The 18463-nt window shown below is 66.2% G+C and carries 17 protein-coding genes; 7 read left to right on the top strand and 10 right to left on the bottom strand.

Features of this window, described 5'->3' with window-relative positions:
• Window positions 1–37: 37 nt before the first annotated feature.
• Both pyrG and ACM0PK_RS17765 read right to left on the bottom strand, forming a co-directional pair.
• Window positions 38–1702: a CTP synthase gene (gene pyrG / locus ACM0PK_RS17770; protein WP_005408998.1), complete on the bottom strand. Its 1665-nt coding sequence runs from the start codon at window positions 1700–1702 to the stop codon at window positions 38–40.
• 400 nt (window positions 1703–2102) lie between these two features.
• Window positions 2103–2336 (bottom strand): hypothetical protein, encoded by a 234-nt coding sequence (locus tag ACM0PK_RS17765; protein ID WP_005408997.1) that lies wholly within the window; start codon window positions 2334–2336, stop codon window positions 2103–2105.
• A gap of 171 nt (window positions 2337–2507) precedes the next feature.
• On the opposite strand from ACM0PK_RS17765, the gene parE reads away from it, so the two are divergent.
• The 3 genes from parE (at window position 2508) to ACM0PK_RS17750 (ending at window position 6760) form a co-directional block, all read left to right on the top strand.
• Window positions 2508–4397 (top strand): DNA topoisomerase IV subunit B, encoded by a 1890-nt coding sequence (gene parE / locus ACM0PK_RS17760; protein ID WP_061478449.1) that lies wholly within the window; start codon window positions 2508–2510, stop codon window positions 4395–4397.
• A gap of 176 nt (window positions 4398–4573) precedes the next feature.
• Window positions 4574–5152: a GNAT family N-acetyltransferase gene (locus ACM0PK_RS17755; protein WP_180886044.1), complete on the top strand. Its 579-nt coding sequence runs from the start codon at window positions 4574–4576 to the stop codon at window positions 5150–5152.
• 111 nt (window positions 5153–5263) lie between these two features.
• The gene (locus tag ACM0PK_RS17750) at window positions 5264–6760 is read left to right on the top strand and encodes a S10 family peptidase (RefSeq protein ID WP_414607623.1); all 1497 of its coding nucleotides are present in this window, start codon (window positions 5264–5266) and stop codon (window positions 6758–6760) included.
• 389 nt (window positions 6761–7149) lie between these two features.
• Here ACM0PK_RS17750 and ACM0PK_RS17745 read toward each other — a convergent pair whose 3' ends face one another.
• Both ACM0PK_RS17745 and ACM0PK_RS17740 read right to left on the bottom strand, forming a co-directional pair.
• Complete coding sequence (locus ACM0PK_RS17745) at window positions 7150–8271, bottom strand: inorganic phosphate transporter (RefSeq protein ID WP_019658889.1); 1122 nt, start codon at window positions 8269–8271, stop codon at window positions 7150–7152.
• A gap of 13 nt (window positions 8272–8284) precedes the next feature.
• A complete protein-coding gene (locus ACM0PK_RS17740) occupies window positions 8285–8911 on the bottom strand; it encodes a DUF47 domain-containing protein (protein ID WP_004152833.1) in 627 nt (208 codons plus the stop codon).
• Window positions 8912–9203: 292 nt separating this feature from the next.
• Here ACM0PK_RS17740 and ACM0PK_RS17735 point away from each other — a divergent pair, with 292 nt between their 5' ends.
• Entirely contained in the window at window positions 9204–10508 is a 1305-nt protein-coding gene (locus ACM0PK_RS17735; protein ID WP_005416017.1) for a hemolysin family protein, read from the top strand.
• Window positions 10492–11151 carry an exopolysaccharide biosynthesis protein gene (locus ACM0PK_RS17730; protein ID WP_005416016.1) on the top strand — a complete coding sequence of 220 codons (660 nt, stop codon included), beginning with the start codon at window positions 10492–10494 and terminating at the stop codon, window positions 11149–11151. Before ACM0PK_RS17735 ends, ACM0PK_RS17730 begins: the two co-directional genes overlap by 17 nt.
• A 112-nt stretch (window positions 11152–11263) precedes the next feature.
• Here the strand turns inward: ACM0PK_RS17730 and ACM0PK_RS17725 are convergent, their stop codons facing one another.
• From ACM0PK_RS17725 to ACM0PK_RS17710, 4 genes are all read right to left on the bottom strand, one after another.
• A complete protein-coding gene (locus ACM0PK_RS17725) occupies window positions 11264–11761 on the bottom strand; it encodes a pyridoxamine 5'-phosphate oxidase family protein (RefSeq protein WP_005416015.1) in 498 nt (165 codons plus the stop codon).
• A 69-nt stretch (window positions 11762–11830) separates the two neighbouring features.
• Window positions 11831–12826, bottom strand: coding sequence for an LLM class flavin-dependent oxidoreductase (locus tag ACM0PK_RS17720; protein ID WP_072166700.1), 996 nt, complete (start codon window positions 12824–12826; stop codon window positions 11831–11833).
• Between the two features lie 192 nt (window positions 12827–13018).
• Window positions 13019–13786 (bottom strand): sulfurtransferase, encoded by a 768-nt coding sequence (locus tag ACM0PK_RS17715; RefSeq protein WP_088497739.1) that lies wholly within the window; start codon window positions 13784–13786, stop codon window positions 13019–13021.
• Window positions 13787–14038: 252 nt separating this feature from the next.
• Window positions 14039–14404, bottom strand: coding sequence for a DUF6164 family protein (locus ACM0PK_RS17710; protein WP_111202140.1), 366 nt, complete (start codon window positions 14402–14404; stop codon window positions 14039–14041).
• Between the two features lie 70 nt (window positions 14405–14474).
• Here ACM0PK_RS17710 and ACM0PK_RS17705 point away from each other — a divergent pair, with 70 nt between their 5' ends.
• Together ACM0PK_RS17705 and ACM0PK_RS17700 are read left to right on the top strand one after the other, a co-directional pair.
• Complete coding sequence (locus tag ACM0PK_RS17705; RefSeq protein ID WP_005416011.1) at window positions 14475–14909, top strand: FKBP-type peptidyl-prolyl cis-trans isomerase; 435 nt, start codon at window positions 14475–14477, stop codon at window positions 14907–14909.
• Window positions 14896–16143: a TIGR03862 family flavoprotein gene (locus tag ACM0PK_RS17700; protein ID WP_414607624.1), complete on the top strand. Its 1248-nt coding sequence runs from the start codon at window positions 14896–14898 to the stop codon at window positions 16141–16143. The genes ACM0PK_RS17705 and ACM0PK_RS17700 overlap by 14 nt, the downstream gene beginning before the upstream one ends.
• Before the next feature lie 92 nt (window positions 16144–16235).
• On the opposite strand, the gene ACM0PK_RS17695 is transcribed toward ACM0PK_RS17700, so the two are convergent.
• Complete coding sequence (locus tag ACM0PK_RS17695; RefSeq protein ID WP_072166704.1) at window positions 16236–16697, bottom strand: GNAT family N-acetyltransferase; 462 nt, start codon at window positions 16695–16697, stop codon at window positions 16236–16238.
• A 100-nt stretch (window positions 16698–16797) separates the two neighbouring features.
• Window positions 16798–18420, bottom strand: a complete 1623-nt coding sequence (locus tag ACM0PK_RS17690) for an FMN-binding glutamate synthase family protein (protein WP_111202142.1) — start codon at window positions 18418–18420, stop codon at window positions 16798–16800.
• Window positions 18421–18463 lie beyond the last annotated feature (43 nt).

The raw sequence follows: 18463 nt of genomic DNA, 5'->3' as shown, positions 1-18463 counted from the left end.
AGCATGCAGGATGGGGGCCGAAGCCCCCATTCACAAGTCAGGCGCGCGCTTCGGAAAGCAGCTTGCCGCCGGCCTTGCGCTCGCGCGCGGCACGGATGAAACCGATGAACAGCGGATGGCCGTCACGCGGCGTGGACAGGAATTCCGGGTGCGCCTGGCAGGCCAGGAACCACGGGTGGGCGTCGCGCGGCAGCTCGACCACTTCCACCAGGGTGTCGTCCATCGACTTGCCGGCGATCACCAGGCCCGCATCTTCCAGCTGGGTGCGGTAGCGGTTGTTGAACTCGTAGCGGTGGCGGTGGCGCTCGGCGACCACGTCCTTGCCGTACAGCTCGCGGGCCAGCGTGCCCGGCTTCAGGCGTTGTTCCTGCAGGCCCAGGCGCATGGTGCCGCCGAGGTCGCTCTTGTCGTCGCGCTTCTCGACATCGCCGGTGGCGGTGCGCCATTCGGTGATCAGGCCGATCACTGGGTTCGGCGACTGGCGATCGTTCTCGGTGCTGTTGGCACCTTCCAGCCCAACCACGTTGCGCGCGTAATCGACCACCGCCGCCTGCATGCCGTAGCAGATGCCAAAGTACGGCACCTGCTGCTCGCGGGCGAACTTCGAGGTCAGCACCTTGCCTTCGAAACCACGGTCACCGAAGCCACCCGGCACCAGGATGCCGTCGACATCGGCCAGTGCGGCCATGTCGGTGCCTTCCAGGTCCTGTGCTTCCAGCCACTTCAGGTTGACCTTGGTGCGCTGGCGCAGGCCGCCGTGCTTCAGTGCTTCGCCGACCGACTTGTAGGCGTCCTGGTGATCGACGTACTTGCCGACCACGGCGATGGTCACTTCGTCCAGCGGGTGCAGGGTCGCATCGACCGCGTCTTCCCACATCGACAGATCGACCGGACCGGCCTTGTCGGCCAGCTTCAGCTGGTTCACCACGATTTCGTCCAGGCCCTGTGCATGCAGGCCGGACGGGATGCGGTACAGCACGTCCACGTCCGGCACGCTGATCACCGCACGCTCGGAAACGTTGGTGAACTGGGCGATCTTGCGGCGCTCCGAATCCGGCACCGCCTGCTCGGAGCGGCACAGCAGCACGTCCGGCTGGATGCCGATCGAACGCAGCTCCTTCACCGAGTGCTGGGTCGGCTTGGTCTTCAGCTCACCGGCGGCGCCGATGTACGGCACAAGAGTGAGGTGCATGAACAGCGCCTTCTCCGGGCCACGTTCGGTGCGCACCTGGCGGATCGCCTCCAGGAACGGCAGCGACTCGATGTCGCCAACGGTGCCGCCGATCTCAACCAGTGCCACGTCGTAGCCTTCGGTGGCTTCATCGATGCAGCGACGGATCTCGTCGGTGATGTGCGGAATGACCTGCACGGTCGCGCCCAGGTAGTCGCCGCGGCGCTCCTTGCGGATCACGTTCTCGTAGATGCGGCCGGTGGTGACCGAGTTCTTGCGGCTGAGGCGGGTGCGCACGAAGCGCTCGTAGTGGCCCAGGTCGAGGTCGGTCTCCGCGCCGTCGTCGGTGACATACACCTCACCGTGCTGGAACGGGCTCATGGTGCCCGGGTCGACGTTGATGTACGGGTCGAGCTTCATCATCGTGACCTTCAGGCCACGGGCTTCGAGAATGGCGGCCAGCGACGCGGCGGCAATGCCTTTGCCGAGCGAGGACACCACGCCGCCGGTTACGAATATCAAGGGAGTCATGGCTGCAAGCATCCTGTCTGGAAATGGAAAACGGCAGCACCACGCGCACCCGGAGGGCGGGCATGGTGCTCAGAGGGGGTTTTCCGGTTCGCTGTAGCAGCGAGGGAGGTGCGGATCCGTGCGGCAGCGGGGGCCGGACGGGAACCATCGTGCGAGGTCGGGGCGGCCGTGCCGGTCAAATCGACCGTCACCTGCGACCCGCATTGCTGGCGACCACGCATGGTCGTGCCAGCCCATTCGCAAAGGGTGGACACGCACTTACTCCCGGAAAGCCATAGTTTACAGATTGATGCGCGCCAACCCAAGGGGCAGTTGCGGCCGTCACTCAAAAGAAACGCCCCGCTGGGCGGGGCGTCGGGGGGCGAATCCCTTGCGGCAAGGGCTTCGGAGGGCGGAAGAATTACTTCTTCTTCCGCGCCTCTTCTTCCTCTTCCTGCTGCGGGGCCGGCTGGCCCTGCGCTTTCATTTCGGCATTGGCCTGGGCGCGGCGCTTGGCCTTGGCATCGGCTTCGGCCTGCGCCTTGTCGGCCTGGCCACCCTGCTGCGGGGCCGGCTGGCCGGCGTTCTGCGCCACCACCAGCGGCACTGCAACGGCGGCAGCGGCCAGGATCGCAATGGTCAGCAACTTCTTCATGAGGTCCTCCTCGCGGTATGGCTTGGACGTTCAGACCCAACGGGGCCGCCGGCGTTCAGATTCCAGCGGCTGCCATTTTACCCCCTCCCCGCCGCCGAGGCTGAACCGCAGGCGTGCAAATTCCCGTGCCAGACCCCACACTTGCCCGTCGCTCCAAGCTTTCGAAGACAGATGAACGCCCGCTATAACGCCGCCGATATTGAAGTCCTGTCCGGCCTTGACCCGGTCAAGCGCCGTCCCGGCATGTATACCGACACCGCGCGCCCGAACCACCTGGCGCAGGAAGTGATCGACAACTCGGTGGACGAAGCCCTCGCCGGCCACGCCCGTTCGATCGAGATCACCCTGTACAAGGACGGCAGCGTGGAGGTCAGCGATGACGGCCGCGGCATGCCAGTGGACATCCATCCGGAGGAGAAGATCCCGGGTGTCGAGCTGATCCTCACCCGCCTCCACGCAGGCGGCAAGTTCAGCAACAACAACTACACCTTCTCCGGCGGCCTGCACGGCGTCGGCGTCAGCGTGGTCAATGCGCTGTCGACCCTGGTGGAGGTGCACATCAAGCGCGACGGTGCCGAACACCGCATCACCTTCCGCAACGGCGACCGTGCCACGCCGCTGGAAGTGGTCGGCAGCGTCGGCAAGAAGAACACCGGTACCCGCGTGCGCTTCTGGCCGGACCCGAAGTACTTCGATACGCCGAAGTTCGCGGTGCGCGCGCTCAAGCACCTGCTGCGCGCCAAGGCCGTGCTGTGCCCGGGCCTGACTGTGAAGCTGACCGATGAAGCCACCGGTGAAGTCGATACCTGGTACTACGAAGACGGCCTGCGCGATTACCTGAAGCTGGAGCTGGGTGATCGCGAGATGCTGCCGGCCGAGCTGTTCGTCGGCAGCCTGAAGAAGGACACCGAGGTCGTGGACTGGGCAGTGGCCTGGCTGCCGGAAGGCGAGCTGGTGCAGGAAAGCTACGTCAACCTGATCCCCACCGCCCAGCACGGCACCCACGTCAACGGCCTGCGTACTGGCCTGACCGAGGCGCTGCGCGAGTTCTGCGACTTCCGCAACCTGCTGCCGCGTGGCGTCAAGCTGGCCCCGGAAGACGTGTGGGACCGCGTGTCGTTCGTGCTGTCGCTGAAGATGACCGACCCGCAGTTCAGCGGCCAGACCAAGGAGCGCCTGTCCTCGCGCCAGGCGGCCGGCTTCATCGAAGGTGCCGCCCATGATGCCTTCAGCCTGCTGCTCAACCAGAATGTGGAGCTGGGTGAGAAGATCGCGCAGATCGCCATCGAGCGTGCCAGCGCGCGCCTGAAGACCGAGAAGCTGGTCGTCCGCAAGAAGGTCACCCAAGGCCCGGCCCTGCCCGGCAAGTTGGCAGACTGCATCAGCCAGGACCTGTCGCGCACCGAGCTGTTCCTGGTGGAAGGTGACTCGGCAGGCGGCAGCGCCAAGCAGGCCCGCGACAAGGATTTCCAGGCGATCATGCCGCTGCGTGGCAAGATCCTGAACACCTGGGAAGTCTCGTCCAACAGCGTGCTGGCTTCGGAGGAAGTACACAACCTGGCCATCGCCATCGGCTGCGATCCGGGCAAGGACGACATCAGCGGCCTGCGCTACGGCAAGGTGATCATCCTGGCCGACGCGGACTCCGACGGCCTGCACATCGCAACGCTGCTGACCGCGCTGTTCCTGAAGCACTTCCCGGCGCTGGTTGATGCCGGCCACGTGTTCGTGGCGATGCCGCCGCTGTTCCGCATCGACGTAGGCAAGCAGGTGTTCTATGCCCTGGACGAAGAAGAAAAGCGCTCGATGCTGGACAAGATCGAACGCGAGAAGATCAAGGGCGCCATCAACGTCACCCGCTTCAAGGGCCTGGGCGAAATGAATCCGCCGCAGCTGCGCGAGTCGACCATCCACCCGGATACGCGCCGCCTGGTACAGCTGACCGTGGACGATGGCGAGCAGACCCGCTCGCTGATGGACATGCTGCTGGCCAAGAAGCGCGCGTCCGACCGCAAGGGCTGGCTGGAGTCGAAGGGCGACCTGGCTTCGCTGGAAGTCTGATCCAGCCCCATCATCCGGTAGTGCCGGCCGCTGGCCGGCACCCTCGGCATCCGCGTGATCAGGGCAGATCCGCCGGCCAGCGGCCGGCACTACCGGTTCATGCGCCCTTGGCATTACGCCGCCATCGGCAAACCCGGCGGCGCCATAATGCGCGTCCATCCGTGCGGACCACCGTATTGGCCAGCCACTCGCTGCTGTTCCCCGACCTGCCGCTGCACAGCGCGCGGTTGGTGCTGAGCCCGATCCGCCGTGACGACGCGGCCGCGCTGTTTACGCTGCAGTCCAATCCCGATGTGATGCGCTGGTGGAATCATCCGGCCTGGACGCGACAGGCCGAGGCGCGCGAGCAGATCGACGATGATCTCGCAGCCCATGCCATCGGTACCCAGCTGAAGCTGGCCGTGCGCGAATCGCTGGAAGGTCCACTGCTGGGCATCTGCGTGGTGTTTGCAGTGGACCGCACTGCAGCCCGCGCCGAGATCGGCTACCTGCTGGCACCGGATCGCCAGGGCCAAGGCTACATGCACGAGGCCCTGCAGCAGGTACTGGCCTACCTGTTCGGCACCCTCCACCTGCACCGCGTGGAAGCCGAGATCGACCCGCGCAACGCACCCTCCGCGCACGTGCTCGAACGCCTGGGCTTCCGCCGCGAGGGGGTGCTGCGCCAGCGCTGGCGCATCCAGGGCGAGCTTTCGGACTCGGCCGTCTATGGCTTGCTGGCCAACGACGAAGCGGCAGCCGCCCTGCCCGCTTGACCCAAGCTGGCCAATCGCGGCCGCAACGCCGGGGCCATGCCTTTGGACACATACGGCATGGGCCGCCACCGGCCTAGCATCGGAATCCCCTTCCGCTGCCCACCCGGTGCCATGAAGTCCCTGTTGCACACTGCCGCGCTCTGCGTCGGCCTGCTCATCGCCCCAGCCAGCGTGCTGGCCGCGCCTGATGCCGACGCCAAGCCCGATCCGAAAGACGACAAGACCGAGGCACCTGCGTTGCCCGCAGACGCCTCGGCCCGCCAGAGCATGCGCCTGGCCGGCCGCACCCTGGACTACACCGCCACCGTCGGCACCCTGCCGGTGCGCGATGAGAAGGGCAAGGTCATCGCCGATGTGGTGTTCACTGCGTACACGATGCCGGGCAAGGACCGGCCGGTGACGTTCGCGCTCAATGGCGGCCCCGGTGCCTCGTCGGTGTACCTCAACATGGGCGCGATCGGGCCCAAGGTGGTCACCTTCGGTTCGGAAGGCGACAGCGCCTCGGCGCCCGCCACCCTGCATGACAACCCCGGCACCTGGCTGGACTTCACCGATCTGGTGTTCATCGATCCGGTCGGCACCGGCTTCAGCCGCGCGCGCATCGGCGACGATGAAGCGAAGAAGGCGCTGTACAACCCCAGCGCCGACATCGAATACCTGTCACGCTCGATCTACGACTGGCTGCTGCGCAACCAGCGCATGGCGTCGCGCAAGTACCTGACCGGCGAGAGCTACGGCGGCTACCGTGGCCCGCGCATCACCCACTACCTGCAGACCCGGCTGGGAGTGGCGATGAACGGCCTGGTACTGGTCTCGCCGTACCTGAGCCCGACCCTGGAAGACAACGCCGATGTCTCGCCGATGGCGTGGATGCAGACCCTGCCGTCGATCGCCGCCGCGCACCTGGAGCGCCAGGGCAAGCTGACCGATGCAGCGATGCGCGACGTGGTGGAGTACACCCGTGGCGACTACGCCACCGCGTTGATGAAGGGCCGCAGCGATCCGCAGGCGACCGAGGCGATGCTGCGCCGGGTGACCGAACTGACCGGGCTGGACCCGCAGTTCGTGCGCCGTGCCGGTGGTCGGCTGGAAACCCAGGCCTACCTGCGCGAAGTATTCCGCGACAAGGGCACGCTGGGCAGCCGCTACGACTCCAATGTGACCGCGTTCGATCCATTCCCGAATGACCCGGAGCAGCGCGCCAATGATCCGCTGCTGGACAGCATCATCGCGCCGACCACCACGGCGATGGTCGACTTCGTGACGCGCGTGGTCGGCTGGAAGGTGGATGCGCGGTACCAGGCGCTGAACTACGACGTGAACCGGCTGTGGGACCGCAATGGCGAACTGCGCGATGGCGCGGTGACCCAGCTGCGCCAGGCCGTGGCGATCGACCCGCACCTGCAGGTGCTGATCGTGCATGGCTGGAACGACCTGTCGTGCCCGTTCATGGGTTCGATCCTGACCGTGGACCAGATGCCGACGATGGGCAGCAATCCGGACCGGGTGCAGGTGCGCAGTTATCCGGGCGGGCACATGTTCTACAGCCGGGCGGACAGCCAGGCGGCGTTCCGCAGGGATGTGCAGGCGCTGTTCCAACGCAATTGAGGAGGGTCGGCCGGGCCTGCCGCTGGCCCGGCACCCGCCGGATCAACGGCAACGGCAACGTCAAAAGCAGAGTTTCCGTGGGTTGGCGGGCCGAGGTGGGCAGGCGGGGACGGCAAAAACCGCTCCTGCGTGCCTCGTAGAGCGCCATCCATGGCGCTCTGCGCCCCCGCCTGCCCACCCCGGCCCGCCTTCGACAGATTTCTGCGAGCCGTCGGTGGGTGCCGACCGTTGGTAGGTGCCGACCGTTGGTCGGCACGGGATCCGAACCTGATTCTGCTTTTGGTAGGTGTCGACCTTGGTCGACACGATGGGTGCAGAAATAATGTTCTTCCCATGAAAAAGCCCGCCGGAATCCGGCGGGCTTTTTCGTGTGCACCTTGGCGTGGCGATCAGGTCCAGCCAAACAGCTCGAACAGCTTCAGGATCAGGTACGCACAGCCGCCTGCGGCCGGGATGGTCAGGATCCAGGCCCAGACAATGCGCTCGATCACGCCGAACTTCAGCGAACGCGGGTTCTTGGCGAAACCGACGCCCATGATCGCGGTGGAGATGCTGTGCGTGGTCGAGACCGGCATGCCGAAGTGGGCCGCCAGGGTCAGGATGGTGGCCGAGCTGGTCTCCGCGGCGAAGCCGTGGATCGGGTGCAGCTTGACCATCTTGTGGCCCAGGGTCTTGATGATTTTCCAGCCACCCGAAGCGGTACCGGCCGCCATCACCACCGCGCAGGTCAGCACGATCCACATGGCGATGCCGTCACCGGCGTGCGCGTCCGGGTGCATGAAGGCCAGCCAGGACGGCAGATCGTTCAGTGCGCCGGTGGCTTCGGCACCAATCAGGGTCATCGCGATGATGCCCATGGTCTTCTGCGCGTCGTTGTGGCCGTGGGCGAAGCCCATGTAGGCCGCCGAGGCGATCTGCGCCTTGCCGAAGAAGGCATTGACGATGCGAGGGCGGGCCAGGCGGCCGATGGCGCCACCGACCTTGGCCAGGCCGGCGATCAGCGCCCACAGCAGCACCATCACCACGATGCCGAGCAGGAAGCCGGCGATCGGCGAGGTGATCATCGGCACGAACACCTTCCACAGCAGGCCCTTGTTCTGCGCCCAGCTGCCCAGGCGCTCCGACCAGATCAGCGCGTCCCAGTTGTTGTGGGCCGCGGCCAGACCGGCACCGCAGAGGCCACCGATCAGGGCGTGCGAAGACGAGGACGGCAGGCCCTTCCACCAGGTGATCAGGTTCCAGATGATGCCGCCCAGCAGCGCGCACAGGATCACCTGCGGGGTGACTTCCACCACGTTGGTGTTGAGCAGGCCCGAGGCGATGGTCAGCGCCACCGCCGTACCGGTCAGCGCACCGATGAGGTTCATGAAGGCGGCCAGCATCACCGCCCAGCCGGGCGAGAGCACCTTGGTCGCCACTACGGTGGCAATGGAATTGGCAGTGTCGTGGAAGCCGTTGATGAACTCGAAGACGAGCGCGGCCAGGATCACTACCAGGACAAGGGTCAACATGCGGCGGCGTCCGTCAGCTGTTCTTCAACACGATCTGGTACGCCACCACGCCAGCCTCGCGGCAACGGTCGATGGCCTTTTCCAGGATCTCGAAGAATTCCTTCAGCAGGAACATCTGCAGGTTGTCCAGGCGACCGGAGTAGATGTCGCGGTACAGCTCGAGCATCAGGCGGTCGGCCTCGTTCTCCAGCGAGCGCAGCTTCTCGTTCAGCGCGGTCATCCGGTCCAGGTTCATGTGGCGCAGGTCGGCCACCATCTCCACCACCACGCCGGCGGCCTGTTCCAGCATCGCCGCGCGCGGCGCGAAGTCGATGTGCTCCAGGTGGGTCGTGGCCAGCGAATAGCGATCGGCGAACTTCTCGATCTGCTTCGGAATCTTGTACAGGGCCGAACCCAGCGCTTCGATGTCTTCGCGCTCGATCGGGGTCATGAAGCTGTCGACCAGCGCCTGGCTGATCTTGTCCGAGGCCGCGCGTTCGCGCAGGCGGGCCAGCTTGAAGGCGTCCAGCGCGGGCTGGCGATCGGCCTCGCGCAGCATCGAATGCAGCGCCTTGGCGGCATCGGAAGCCGCGACGGCAGCCTCATCAAGCAGGGTGTAGAACTGTTTGCCGGAACCGAAAATGGTCTGCAGAGAGAACATTGAGAAACCTGTCAGCCGTCGCGGGAAGGACGGCACCAGAGCGAATTATGACGGCTAGATGACCATCACGGGTATCCCCGCGCCCTTTCCGGGCTCTGGGACCCCCAACCTGAACAGGCGGTTGTCACCCTGCCACGCCCCTTTGCTAAGATGCCAGCGCGCCTCCGGGCGCACCTTATGGACGACGACCCTTATCCCCCTGCGCCGCGCCGGACCCTGTTCCTGAGCGCCTGCCGCCATCGCAAGCACCCGCCCTCCCTGCCACCAACCGGGGACGACGCCCGTGTTTGAAATGATCCTGATTGTCTTCGCGCTGGTTCTGCTGAACGGCTTCTTCGCCATGTCCGAGATGTCGGTCATGACCTCGCGCAAGAGCCGCCTGAAGCAGATGGCCGCCACCTCCAAGCGCGCCGCCAAGGCGCTGGAGCTTTCGGAGAAGCCGGAGAGCTTCCTGTCCACGGTGCAGATCGGCATCACCGTGATCGGCGTACTCACCGGCTACCTCGGTGGTGATGCGATCGGCGACGCGATCGCCGGCTGGCTGCAGGGCCTGATGCCCGGCTTTGCGTACGCGCGCGAAGTAGGCACCGCCCTGGCGGTCTCGCTGATCACCTTCATCACGCTGATCTTCGGCGAACTGGTGCCCAAGCGTCTGGCCCTGACCCGCTCCGAGGCCATTGCCGGCCTGGTCGCGATGCCGATGAGCTGGCTGGCCAGGCTGGCCCTGCCCTTCGTTTGGCTCCTGTCCAAGACCACCCAGCTGGTACTGAAGGTGCTGGGCCTGGGCAAGGACGAGGCCGCGCAGGTGACTGAAGAAGAGATCCGGATGCTGGTGGCCGAGAGCCACGAAGCTGGCGTGATCGACGCTCATGAGCGCGACATGATGAACCGCGTCATGCGCCTGGGCGACCGCACCGCCGACAGCCTGATGACCCCGCGCAACCGCATTGCCTGGCTCGACACCCAGGCCGGGCTGGAGCGCAATCTGGACATCATGGCCGAGCACGAGTTCTCGCGGTACCCGGTGTACCGCGACAACGACATGGACGTGGTCGGCGTGCTGGAGCTGAAATCGCTGGCCACGCGCATGGCGCGCGGCGACAACGCGCTGTTCCAGACCCTGCGCGAACCGCTGTACGTCTCCGAATCGACCCACGCGATGAAGCTGCTGGAGATCTTCCGCGAGGAGCAGCAGTCGATGGCGCTGGTGGTGGACGAGTACGGCGAGATCCAGGGCCTGGTGACCATCAGCGACCTGATGGGCGCCGTGGTCGGCCGCCTGCAGGCCGTAGAAAATGCCGACGAGGATGCGCTGGTGGTGACCCGCGAGGACGGCTCGCTGCTGGTCGACGGCTCGCTGCCGATCGAGGACCTGCGCGAGCTGATCGGAAGCAACGACCTGCCCGATGCCGAGGACGGCGATTACTACACGCTGGCCGGCATGTGCATCCACTACTTCGGCCGCATCCCGCACGCAGGCGAGTACTTCGACTGGGCCGGCTGGCGCTTCGAGGTGGTCGACCTGGACGGTGCGCGGGTGGACAAGCTGCTGCTGCGCACGTTGTCCGACGAGCAGGCCGATGAGCTCACCGCCTGAGGCCGGCCAGGGCCAGGGCGCTCAGCGCGCGGCCTACCGCAACGAGGGCATCCGCACCCTGCTGGAGATGTTCGCCTCCGGCGATCCCGCCGAGCACATGCCGCTCGGCCAGATCCTCAGCAACCTGCAGCAGAGCGCGTTCGGCGTGTTCCTGTTCGTGGCGATCCTGCCCTCGTTCATCCCGATCCCGGGCATGGGGGGGGCAGTCAGCGGCCCACTCGTGGTCCTGATCGGACTGCAGATGCTGTGTTGCCTGCGCCGGCCCTGGCTGCCCGGTTTCATTGCCCGACGCGGGCCGAAGCGCGGCACCATGCACCGCTTCCTGGACCGTATCGATCGCCCGTTGCGGCGACTGGACAGGATGCTGAAGCCTCGCCTGCCGCAGTTGCTGACACCGCTGCCCGCGCACGCCTTCAGCGGCCTGCTGCTGGTACTGCTGGGCATCCTGCTGTCATTGCCGATTCCGTTCACCAACTTCCTGTTCGGTTTCCAGCTGCTGCTGTTCTCGCTGGCGCTGCTGGAGCGCGATGGTGCATTGATGCTGTTCAACTGGATCGCAGCGCTGGTGGCGATCGCGTTCTTCGGCTTCAGTTCGGGGCAGCTGGTGGGCTATACAGTGGAACTTTTCCAGCGCTGGTTCTGAAGCGGCATCCGGTAGAGCCGGCCGATGGCCGGCTGCCACGTTTCCAAGGTAGCCGGCCAACGGCCGGCACTACCGGCATCCGCTAGATCCACGCAACGCGTGGATGCGGCAATCACCGAAGGTCGACGAATCCGTTGTCCGCCAGCGGTGCCGGATCGTCCTGCACCGCCGACAGCACGAAGCTCAATGCCTTGCCCAGCAAGGTGCCCGGGCCATCCCAGTATTCGGCGCTATCGGCGCGCACGTGGATCAGGCGAAGGTTGGGGTCTTCCTTGCCGGCGGGGAAGAACAGCTTCATCGCCGGCGACCACAGCTCTTCGATCTTCGCGCGATCATCGACAACCCGCGCCCGCCCCGCCACAGACACATAGGTGTTCTTCGATGGCGAGGCATAGGCCACATTGACGCGCGGGTCGAGCGCGATCTCGGCCACCTTCGGGCTGTCGGCGGTGATCACGAACCACAGGTCACCGTCGAAGGCGACCTGCTGGGTGGCCAACGGCCGGCTGTAGAGCCGCCCATCGACGCCGGTGGTGGTGAACATCGCCACCTCCACGTCCTTGATCAGTTCAGCCAGCTGGGCAATGTGTTCGGCACGGGTCTCGGCCATGGTGGGAACTCCAGAAAGGGGAGCTCCCATCAGACGCGGATCAGCCGCAACGGGCCGTGACGCGACTGTTCAGCCCGCGTGGCGGCCATGCCAGGCGTTCATCGCCAGCTCGAAGGAACGCAGGCGCGCACGGTGGTCATACAGGTTGGCAGTGAGCATCAGCTCGTCAGGCTTGTGCCGCTCAACGAAAGCGGCGATACCCTCGGCCACCTGCTGCGGATCGCCCAGCACGGTGCAGGCCAGGGCCCGTTCCACGCCGAGCTTTTCGTGCGGCTCCCAGAAGGCTTCAATGTCGTCGATCGGCGCCGGGATCTTGCCCGGCCGGCCGCGGCGCAGGTTGACGAAACTCTGCTGTTGGCTGGTGAACAGGCGACGCGACTCGGCCTCGCTGTCGCTGGCAACAACATTCAGGGCCAGCATCGCGTGCGGCTGCTTCAACGTGGCCGAGGGGCGGAATTCGCGGCGGTACACCGCCAGCGCTTCGTCCATCACGTCCGGCGCGAAATGCGAGGCGAATGCATACGGCAGGCCCATCGAGGCGGCCATGCGTGCGCCAAACAGGCTTGAACCGAGGATCCAGGTCGGCACCCGCAGGCCACCACCCGGAACGGCCTGCACCGCCTGTCCAGGCTGGACCGGCTCGAAGTAGTGCAGCAGCTCGCGCACGTCCTGCGGGAACTGGTCGGCGCTATCGAAATAGCGGCGCAGTGCTCGCGCGGTCGGCTGATCGGTGCCCGGCGCACGGCCCAGGCCAAGGTCGATGCGGTCCGGATACAGCGAGGCCAGCGTTCCGAACTGCTCGGCCACCTGCAGCGGGGCATGATTGGGCAGCATGATGCCGCCCGCGCCGACACGGATGCGCCGGGTGCCACCGGCAACATGGCCGATCAGCACGGCGGTGGCGGCACTGGCGATACCGGGCATGTTGTGGTGTTCGGCCAGCCAGTAGCGGCGGTAGCCCAGCGCATCGGCGTGCTGCGCCAGTTCCAGCATGTTGGCGAAGGCGGCGGTGGTGTCACTGCCCTCGCAGACCGGGGCCAGGTCAAGGATCGACAACGGGATCATCAGGCGTTTTTCCGTCACAGGATCACCTTTGCATGGGGGCGGCCGGGCGCAGCGGCCAGTGACGGTGGCGGGATGCTGATTCCCGTAGGGCAGGTTCAGCGCCCACCGGATCGTGTGGAGCCGAGCCCATGCTCGGCTGCCTTTCGTCGACCAACAGCAGCCGAGCATGGGCTCGGCTCTACAGAAGCGCGGTCAGAACGCGCTGGGGCGCGGCTCCGGCAGCGGCTGGTCGACCATCGGCTTCAGCTCGGCATCCAGCGCCACACGCTCATCGAACACGAAGCAGCGGCCTTCGTAGCCTTCGCCGCCCACCTCCTCGAAGTAGCCGAGGATGCCGCCATCGAGCTGCAGCACATTGTCCATGCCGTCATTGACCATCCACAGCGCGGCCTTCTCGCAGCGGATGCCGCCGGTGCAGAAACTGACCACGGTGCTGTCCCGCAGCGCATCGCGATGCGGCGCCAGCGCCTCGGGCAGGTCGGTGAACTTGCGGATGGGCAACACCAGCGCATCCTTGAAGGTGCCGTACTCCACTTCCTGCAGATTTCGGGTATCGAGCATCACCACCGGCTTGCCGGCGTCATCATGCCCCTGCCGCAACCAACGCTGCACGGTGGCCGGATCAACCGCTGGTGCGCGCGGATAGTCCAGCGGCTGGCCGTCATCGCGGCGGAAGCTGATGATCTCGTCCTTGACCTTGGCCTTCAGCCGCGCGAACGGCTGGTGCTCGCTCAGGCTGGTCTTGACCCGCATGTCGGCGAAACGCGCATCGGCACGCAGCGCTGCATAGAAGCCCTCGACCGCCTCCGGCGCCCCCGCCAGGAACAGGTTCAGCCCCTCGCCGGCCACCAGGATCGTGCCGCGCAGCTGCGCCGTCTCGGCACGGGCCAGCAGCTGGTCGCACAGGGCCTGGGGAGCGTCGATGACGGCGAAATGATAGGCAGCGGTATTGGCGATCATCCCGCCATTTTAGCGCCAGACCGCCCCAGGGTCAGATATCCCCATTCATCCACGCATGGTGTGGATCAACTTCAGATCACGGGAACTGTCAGAGGCGGGGCTGTGTGGGCAGGCGGGACCGTTTGATCTGGCCCCCAAAGATGGGTTTACGGCATGTCCTGCCTGCCCACACCGCCGCGCCATCCCACGGAAACCCGCTTTTGACGTTGCCGTTGCCTCTGCGGGTGCCGGGTGCAACCCGGTCGAAACCCGTTACCCCCGCAACAGCAGGAACGGCAGCAGCACCAGCGCCGCCGCGCCGGCCATCGCCAGCAGCACCAGCACCACATAGGCCGGCCGGCGCCGGAACAGGCTGCCGAAGGTCTCGGCCGTGCCATCACGCAATGCCTGCTCACGCTCAGCGCGGATGCGAGGGCCGCGCTCGGCCTGGTACTCGGCCATCAACGCCTTCGCACGCGGATGATCATCGTCGTCGCGCAGCCACAGGCCACCATTGGAAATGCCCCACGGACTGGGTTCAGTGCGATACCAGGCAATGCCGTGCTGGTCGAGCAGCGTGCAGACATCGGCATACTCGTCGTCGCCGACATTACGCAGATTGAGCAGGAGTTTTGCCATGGCCCCATGATACCCGGCGCCGATGCGCTACCCTTGCCGCCCTCGCCCCGCGCCCTTCTGGAGACGCCCGATGCGCCGCCTGCTGCTTCCCCTGCTGCTGTCCCTCGCCGCCGCTGGCTGCTCGACCGAACCATCCGGCCCGCCGCCCGGCGGCACGCTGACCACCTTCGAGCGGATCGATACCGTGCCCGGCACCGGCGCCGAAGCCATCGCCGGCAGCAAGGTCACGGTGCACTACACCGGCTGGATCTACGACAACCGTACCGAGACCAAGCACGGCAAGACCTTTGACAGCTCCTTCAAGCACGGCGAGCCGTTCACCTTCGCGCTCGGCGCCGGCCAGGTCATCCGCGGCTGGGACGAGGGCGTGGCCGGCATGAAGGTCGGCGGCAAGCGCACGCTGATGATTCCGCCGGACTACGGTTACGGGGACCGCAAGGTCGGCCCGATTCCGGCGGGCTCGTCGCTGGTGTTCGACGTCGAGCTGCTCGATGTCAAACCGTAATGCCGCCATGCCCCATCGGGTCGCCGTCATTGGCGGCGGCCCGGCCGGCCTGTTCGCCAGCGAACGCCTGCGTGCCGCTGGGCTGGAGGTCGACCTGTACGAGGCCAAGGGGTCGCCTGGCCGAAAGTTCCTGATCGCCGGCAAGGGCGGCCTCAACCTCTCCCATTCCGATCCGCGGCCGTTGTTCGACAGCCGCTACCGCGAGCAGGCCGCTGTGGTCGGCAACTGGCTGGACGGCTTCGACGCACAGGCACTGCGTGACTGGGCCGCCGGCCTGGGCGTGGAAACCTATGTGGGCAGCTCCGGCCGCGTGTTCCCGGTCGACCGCAAGGCGGCGCCGCTGCTGCGCGGCTGGGTGCGCCGGTTGAAGGAACAGGGCGTGCGCCTGCATGCCAACCACCGTTGGATCGGCTGGAGCGACGACGGCGCCCTGCGCTTTGCCACCGATGCGGGCGAAGTCGATGTCCGCGCCAATGCCACCGTGCTGGCGATGGGCGGCGGCAGCTGGCCGCAGCTCGGCAGTGATGGCGCCTGGGTCGTGCCACTGCAGGCGCGTGGCGTGGACATCGCGCCGCTGCAGTCAGCCAATTGTGGCTTCGACGTGGACTGGACGCCGTTCTTTACCCAGCGCAATGCCGGCGCACCATTGAAGCCGGTGGTCGCGCACTGGATCGACCTGGCTGGACAACCGCGGTCGCTGCAAGGCGAGTGCGTGGCCAGCGAATATGGCATTGAAGGAAGCCTGGTCTACGCGTTGGCCGCCGACCTGCGCGAGACCATCAACCGCGATGGCCACGCAATGCTGTGGCTGGACCTGGTGCCCGGTCGCGACGAGGCGCGCCTGCTGGCCGACCTGTCACGTCCCCGCAACGGCCGAAGCTTCGGCGAGCACCTGCGCCGCCAGGCGGGTCTGGATGCGGTGAAGGCCGCACTCGTGTTCGAGATTCTTGGCAAGGAGGCCGGCAACGACCTGCCGGCTGTGGCCGCCACGCTCAAGCGCCTGCCGCTGCGCCTACTGCGCCCAAGGCCGATGGCCGAGGTGATCAGCACCGCCGGTGGCGTGCGCCTGGATGCGCTGGATGACGGCCTGATGCTGCGGGCCGTTCCTGGCGTGTTCTGCGCCGGTGAAATGCTGGACTGGGAGGCCCCCACCGGCGGCTACCTGCTGACCGCGTGCTACGCCAGTGGCCGGCGTGCCGCCGAGGGCGTGATCGGTTGGTTGGCCGGGCGGTGACGCCTGCCGTGTAGCGTCGAGCCCATGCTCGACGGCGTTACCTGTAGAGCCGAGCCCATGCTCGGCTTGAATCTAACGCAGGGAAAGGCCACTTACCACGGCCTGCGCATGCTCACCGAGGCCAACGCCACACCGCTGGGATGTGCATAGGCTTCCTCACGCACGCTGACAAAGCCCTGCCGTTGATAGAACGGCACCGCATTGAGCGAGGCCGACAGCACCACCTCACGCTCACGATCAGCCATCGCCAGCAGGCGCTGCATCAGCGCCTGGCCAATGCCCAGGCCGCCATGATCCGGATCGACGAACAACGCATCGACTTCATTGGCATCGACATCAAAGACGCCGAAGCCGAGCAGACCACCCTGCCCGTCCTCGGCCACCACGCAACCGCCCTGCCCCAGCAGCCGCGCGTACTGCGCGGGCGGCGGCGACGCCGACCAGGGCGCAATGACCGCGGGTGGGTAATGGCTGCTGCAGGTCTCGCGCACGCAACGCGTGCGCAACGCCCACAACATGGCCACGTCATCCATGGTGCCGGTCCTGAACTGCATGACATCTCCTCGTAGAGCCGAGCCCATGCTCGGCTGTTCTTCGTTCCGACCTCGCGATGAGAACAGCAGCCGAGCATGGGCTCGGCTCTACAACATCACGCTACCGCGACTTGCTGGCGCGCAGAGCCTGGATCTTCGGCGGCGGCTGGAACGAGTCGCTGCGCGCATCGGCCCAGAAGGCATGGAATACCGCATGGTCGGGCACCTTGTGCAGCAGCTCGCCCGGTTCCAGGTAGCGGTAAAGCGACGCCAGCGAACGGATTTCCACCGGCGACACGCGACGCAGGATGTGCTCCGGCCCCAGCTCGGCCGGATCGTTCAGGCCCGCCGCGCACAACAGTTCCTTCAAGGCATGCAGTGTGTGCTCGTGATAGCTGTACACACGGGTGGCCTTGTCCGGTGCATCCAGATGCTTCCAGCGCGCAGGGTCCTGGGTCGCGATGCCGGTCGGGCATTTGTCGGTGTGGCAGCTCAACGACTGGATGCAGCCCAGCGCGAACATGAAGCCTCGGCCGGCATTGCACCAGTCGGCACCCAGCGCGATGGTGCGCGCGATGTCGAACGCACTGGTGATCTTGCCAGCGGCGCCGATGCGGATGCGCTCGCGCAGGTCCAGGCCGACCAGGGTGTTGTGCACCAGCAGCAGTGCTTCATGCATCGGTACGCCGACATGGTCGACGAATTCAGCCGGCGCCGCGCCGGTGCCTCCCTCGGCACCATCGACCACGATGAAGTCCGGCAGCAGCCCGCTTTCCTGCATCGCCTTGGCGATGCCGAACCATTCCCAGGGGTGGCCGATGGCCAGCTTGAAACCGACCGGCTTGCCACCGGACAGCTCGCGCAGCCGGGCCACGAACTGCAACAGTTCGACCGGCGTCGAGAATGCCGAGTGACGCGACGGCGATACGCAGTCCACGCCCATCGGAACACCACGGGTCACCGATATTTCGGCGGTCACCTTTGGTGCCGGCAGCACGCCGCCGTGGCCCGGCTTGGCACCCTGCGACAGCTTGATCTCGATCATCTTGACCTGGTCGTGGGTAGCGTTGGCGACGAAGCGCTCTTCGCTGAAACCACCCTTCTCGTCACGGCAGCCGAAGTAGCCCGAGCCGATTTCCCAGACCAGATCGCCGCCCATCTCGCGGTGGTAGGGCGAAATCGAACCTTCGCCGGTGTCGTGGTAGAAGCCACCGCGCCGCGCACCTTCGTTCAGTGCGCGGATCGCGTTGGCCGAGAGCGAACCGAAGCTCATCGCCGAGATGTTGAACACGCTGGCCGAATAAGGCTTGGCGCAGTTCGGCCCAATCAGCACGCGGAAATCATGCTTGGCGATGGAGGTGGGAGCCAGCGAATGGTTGATCCACTCGTAATCCACCGCATAGGTACTGCGCAGGGTACCGAACGGCACCGTGTCCATTTCGTTCTTTGCGCGCTGGTAGATCAGCGCACGCTGCTGGCGCGAGAACGGCACGTCCTCCAGGTCGCTCTGCACGAAGTACTGGCGGATTTCCGGGCCGATTGATTCCAGGCCATAGCGGAAATGCGCCATCACCGGATAGTTGCGGCGCAGCGTGCTGCGCTTCTGCAGCAGATCCCAGGTCCCCAGCGCCACCATCGCGGCAGTCAGGCCGACGCCCCAGTACCAGGCCGGCCAGATCGTGGCCAACCACAGGCAGATGGGAAACATCAGGATGGCGAGCAGGTAGACGATATACCGGTGCATGGCGTTCCTTGGTTGCAACTGCCTGCGAGTCTACCGCGCCGGC

Origin of the sequence: Stenotrophomonas sp. FR010, from assembly GCF_047520755.2 — a bacterium.
GTDB lineage: Bacteria > Pseudomonadota > Gammaproteobacteria > Xanthomonadales > Xanthomonadaceae > Stenotrophomonas > Stenotrophomonas sepilia.
Note: the sequence above shows the minus strand (reverse complement) of the source record. Positions and strands in the feature narration are given on the sequence as shown.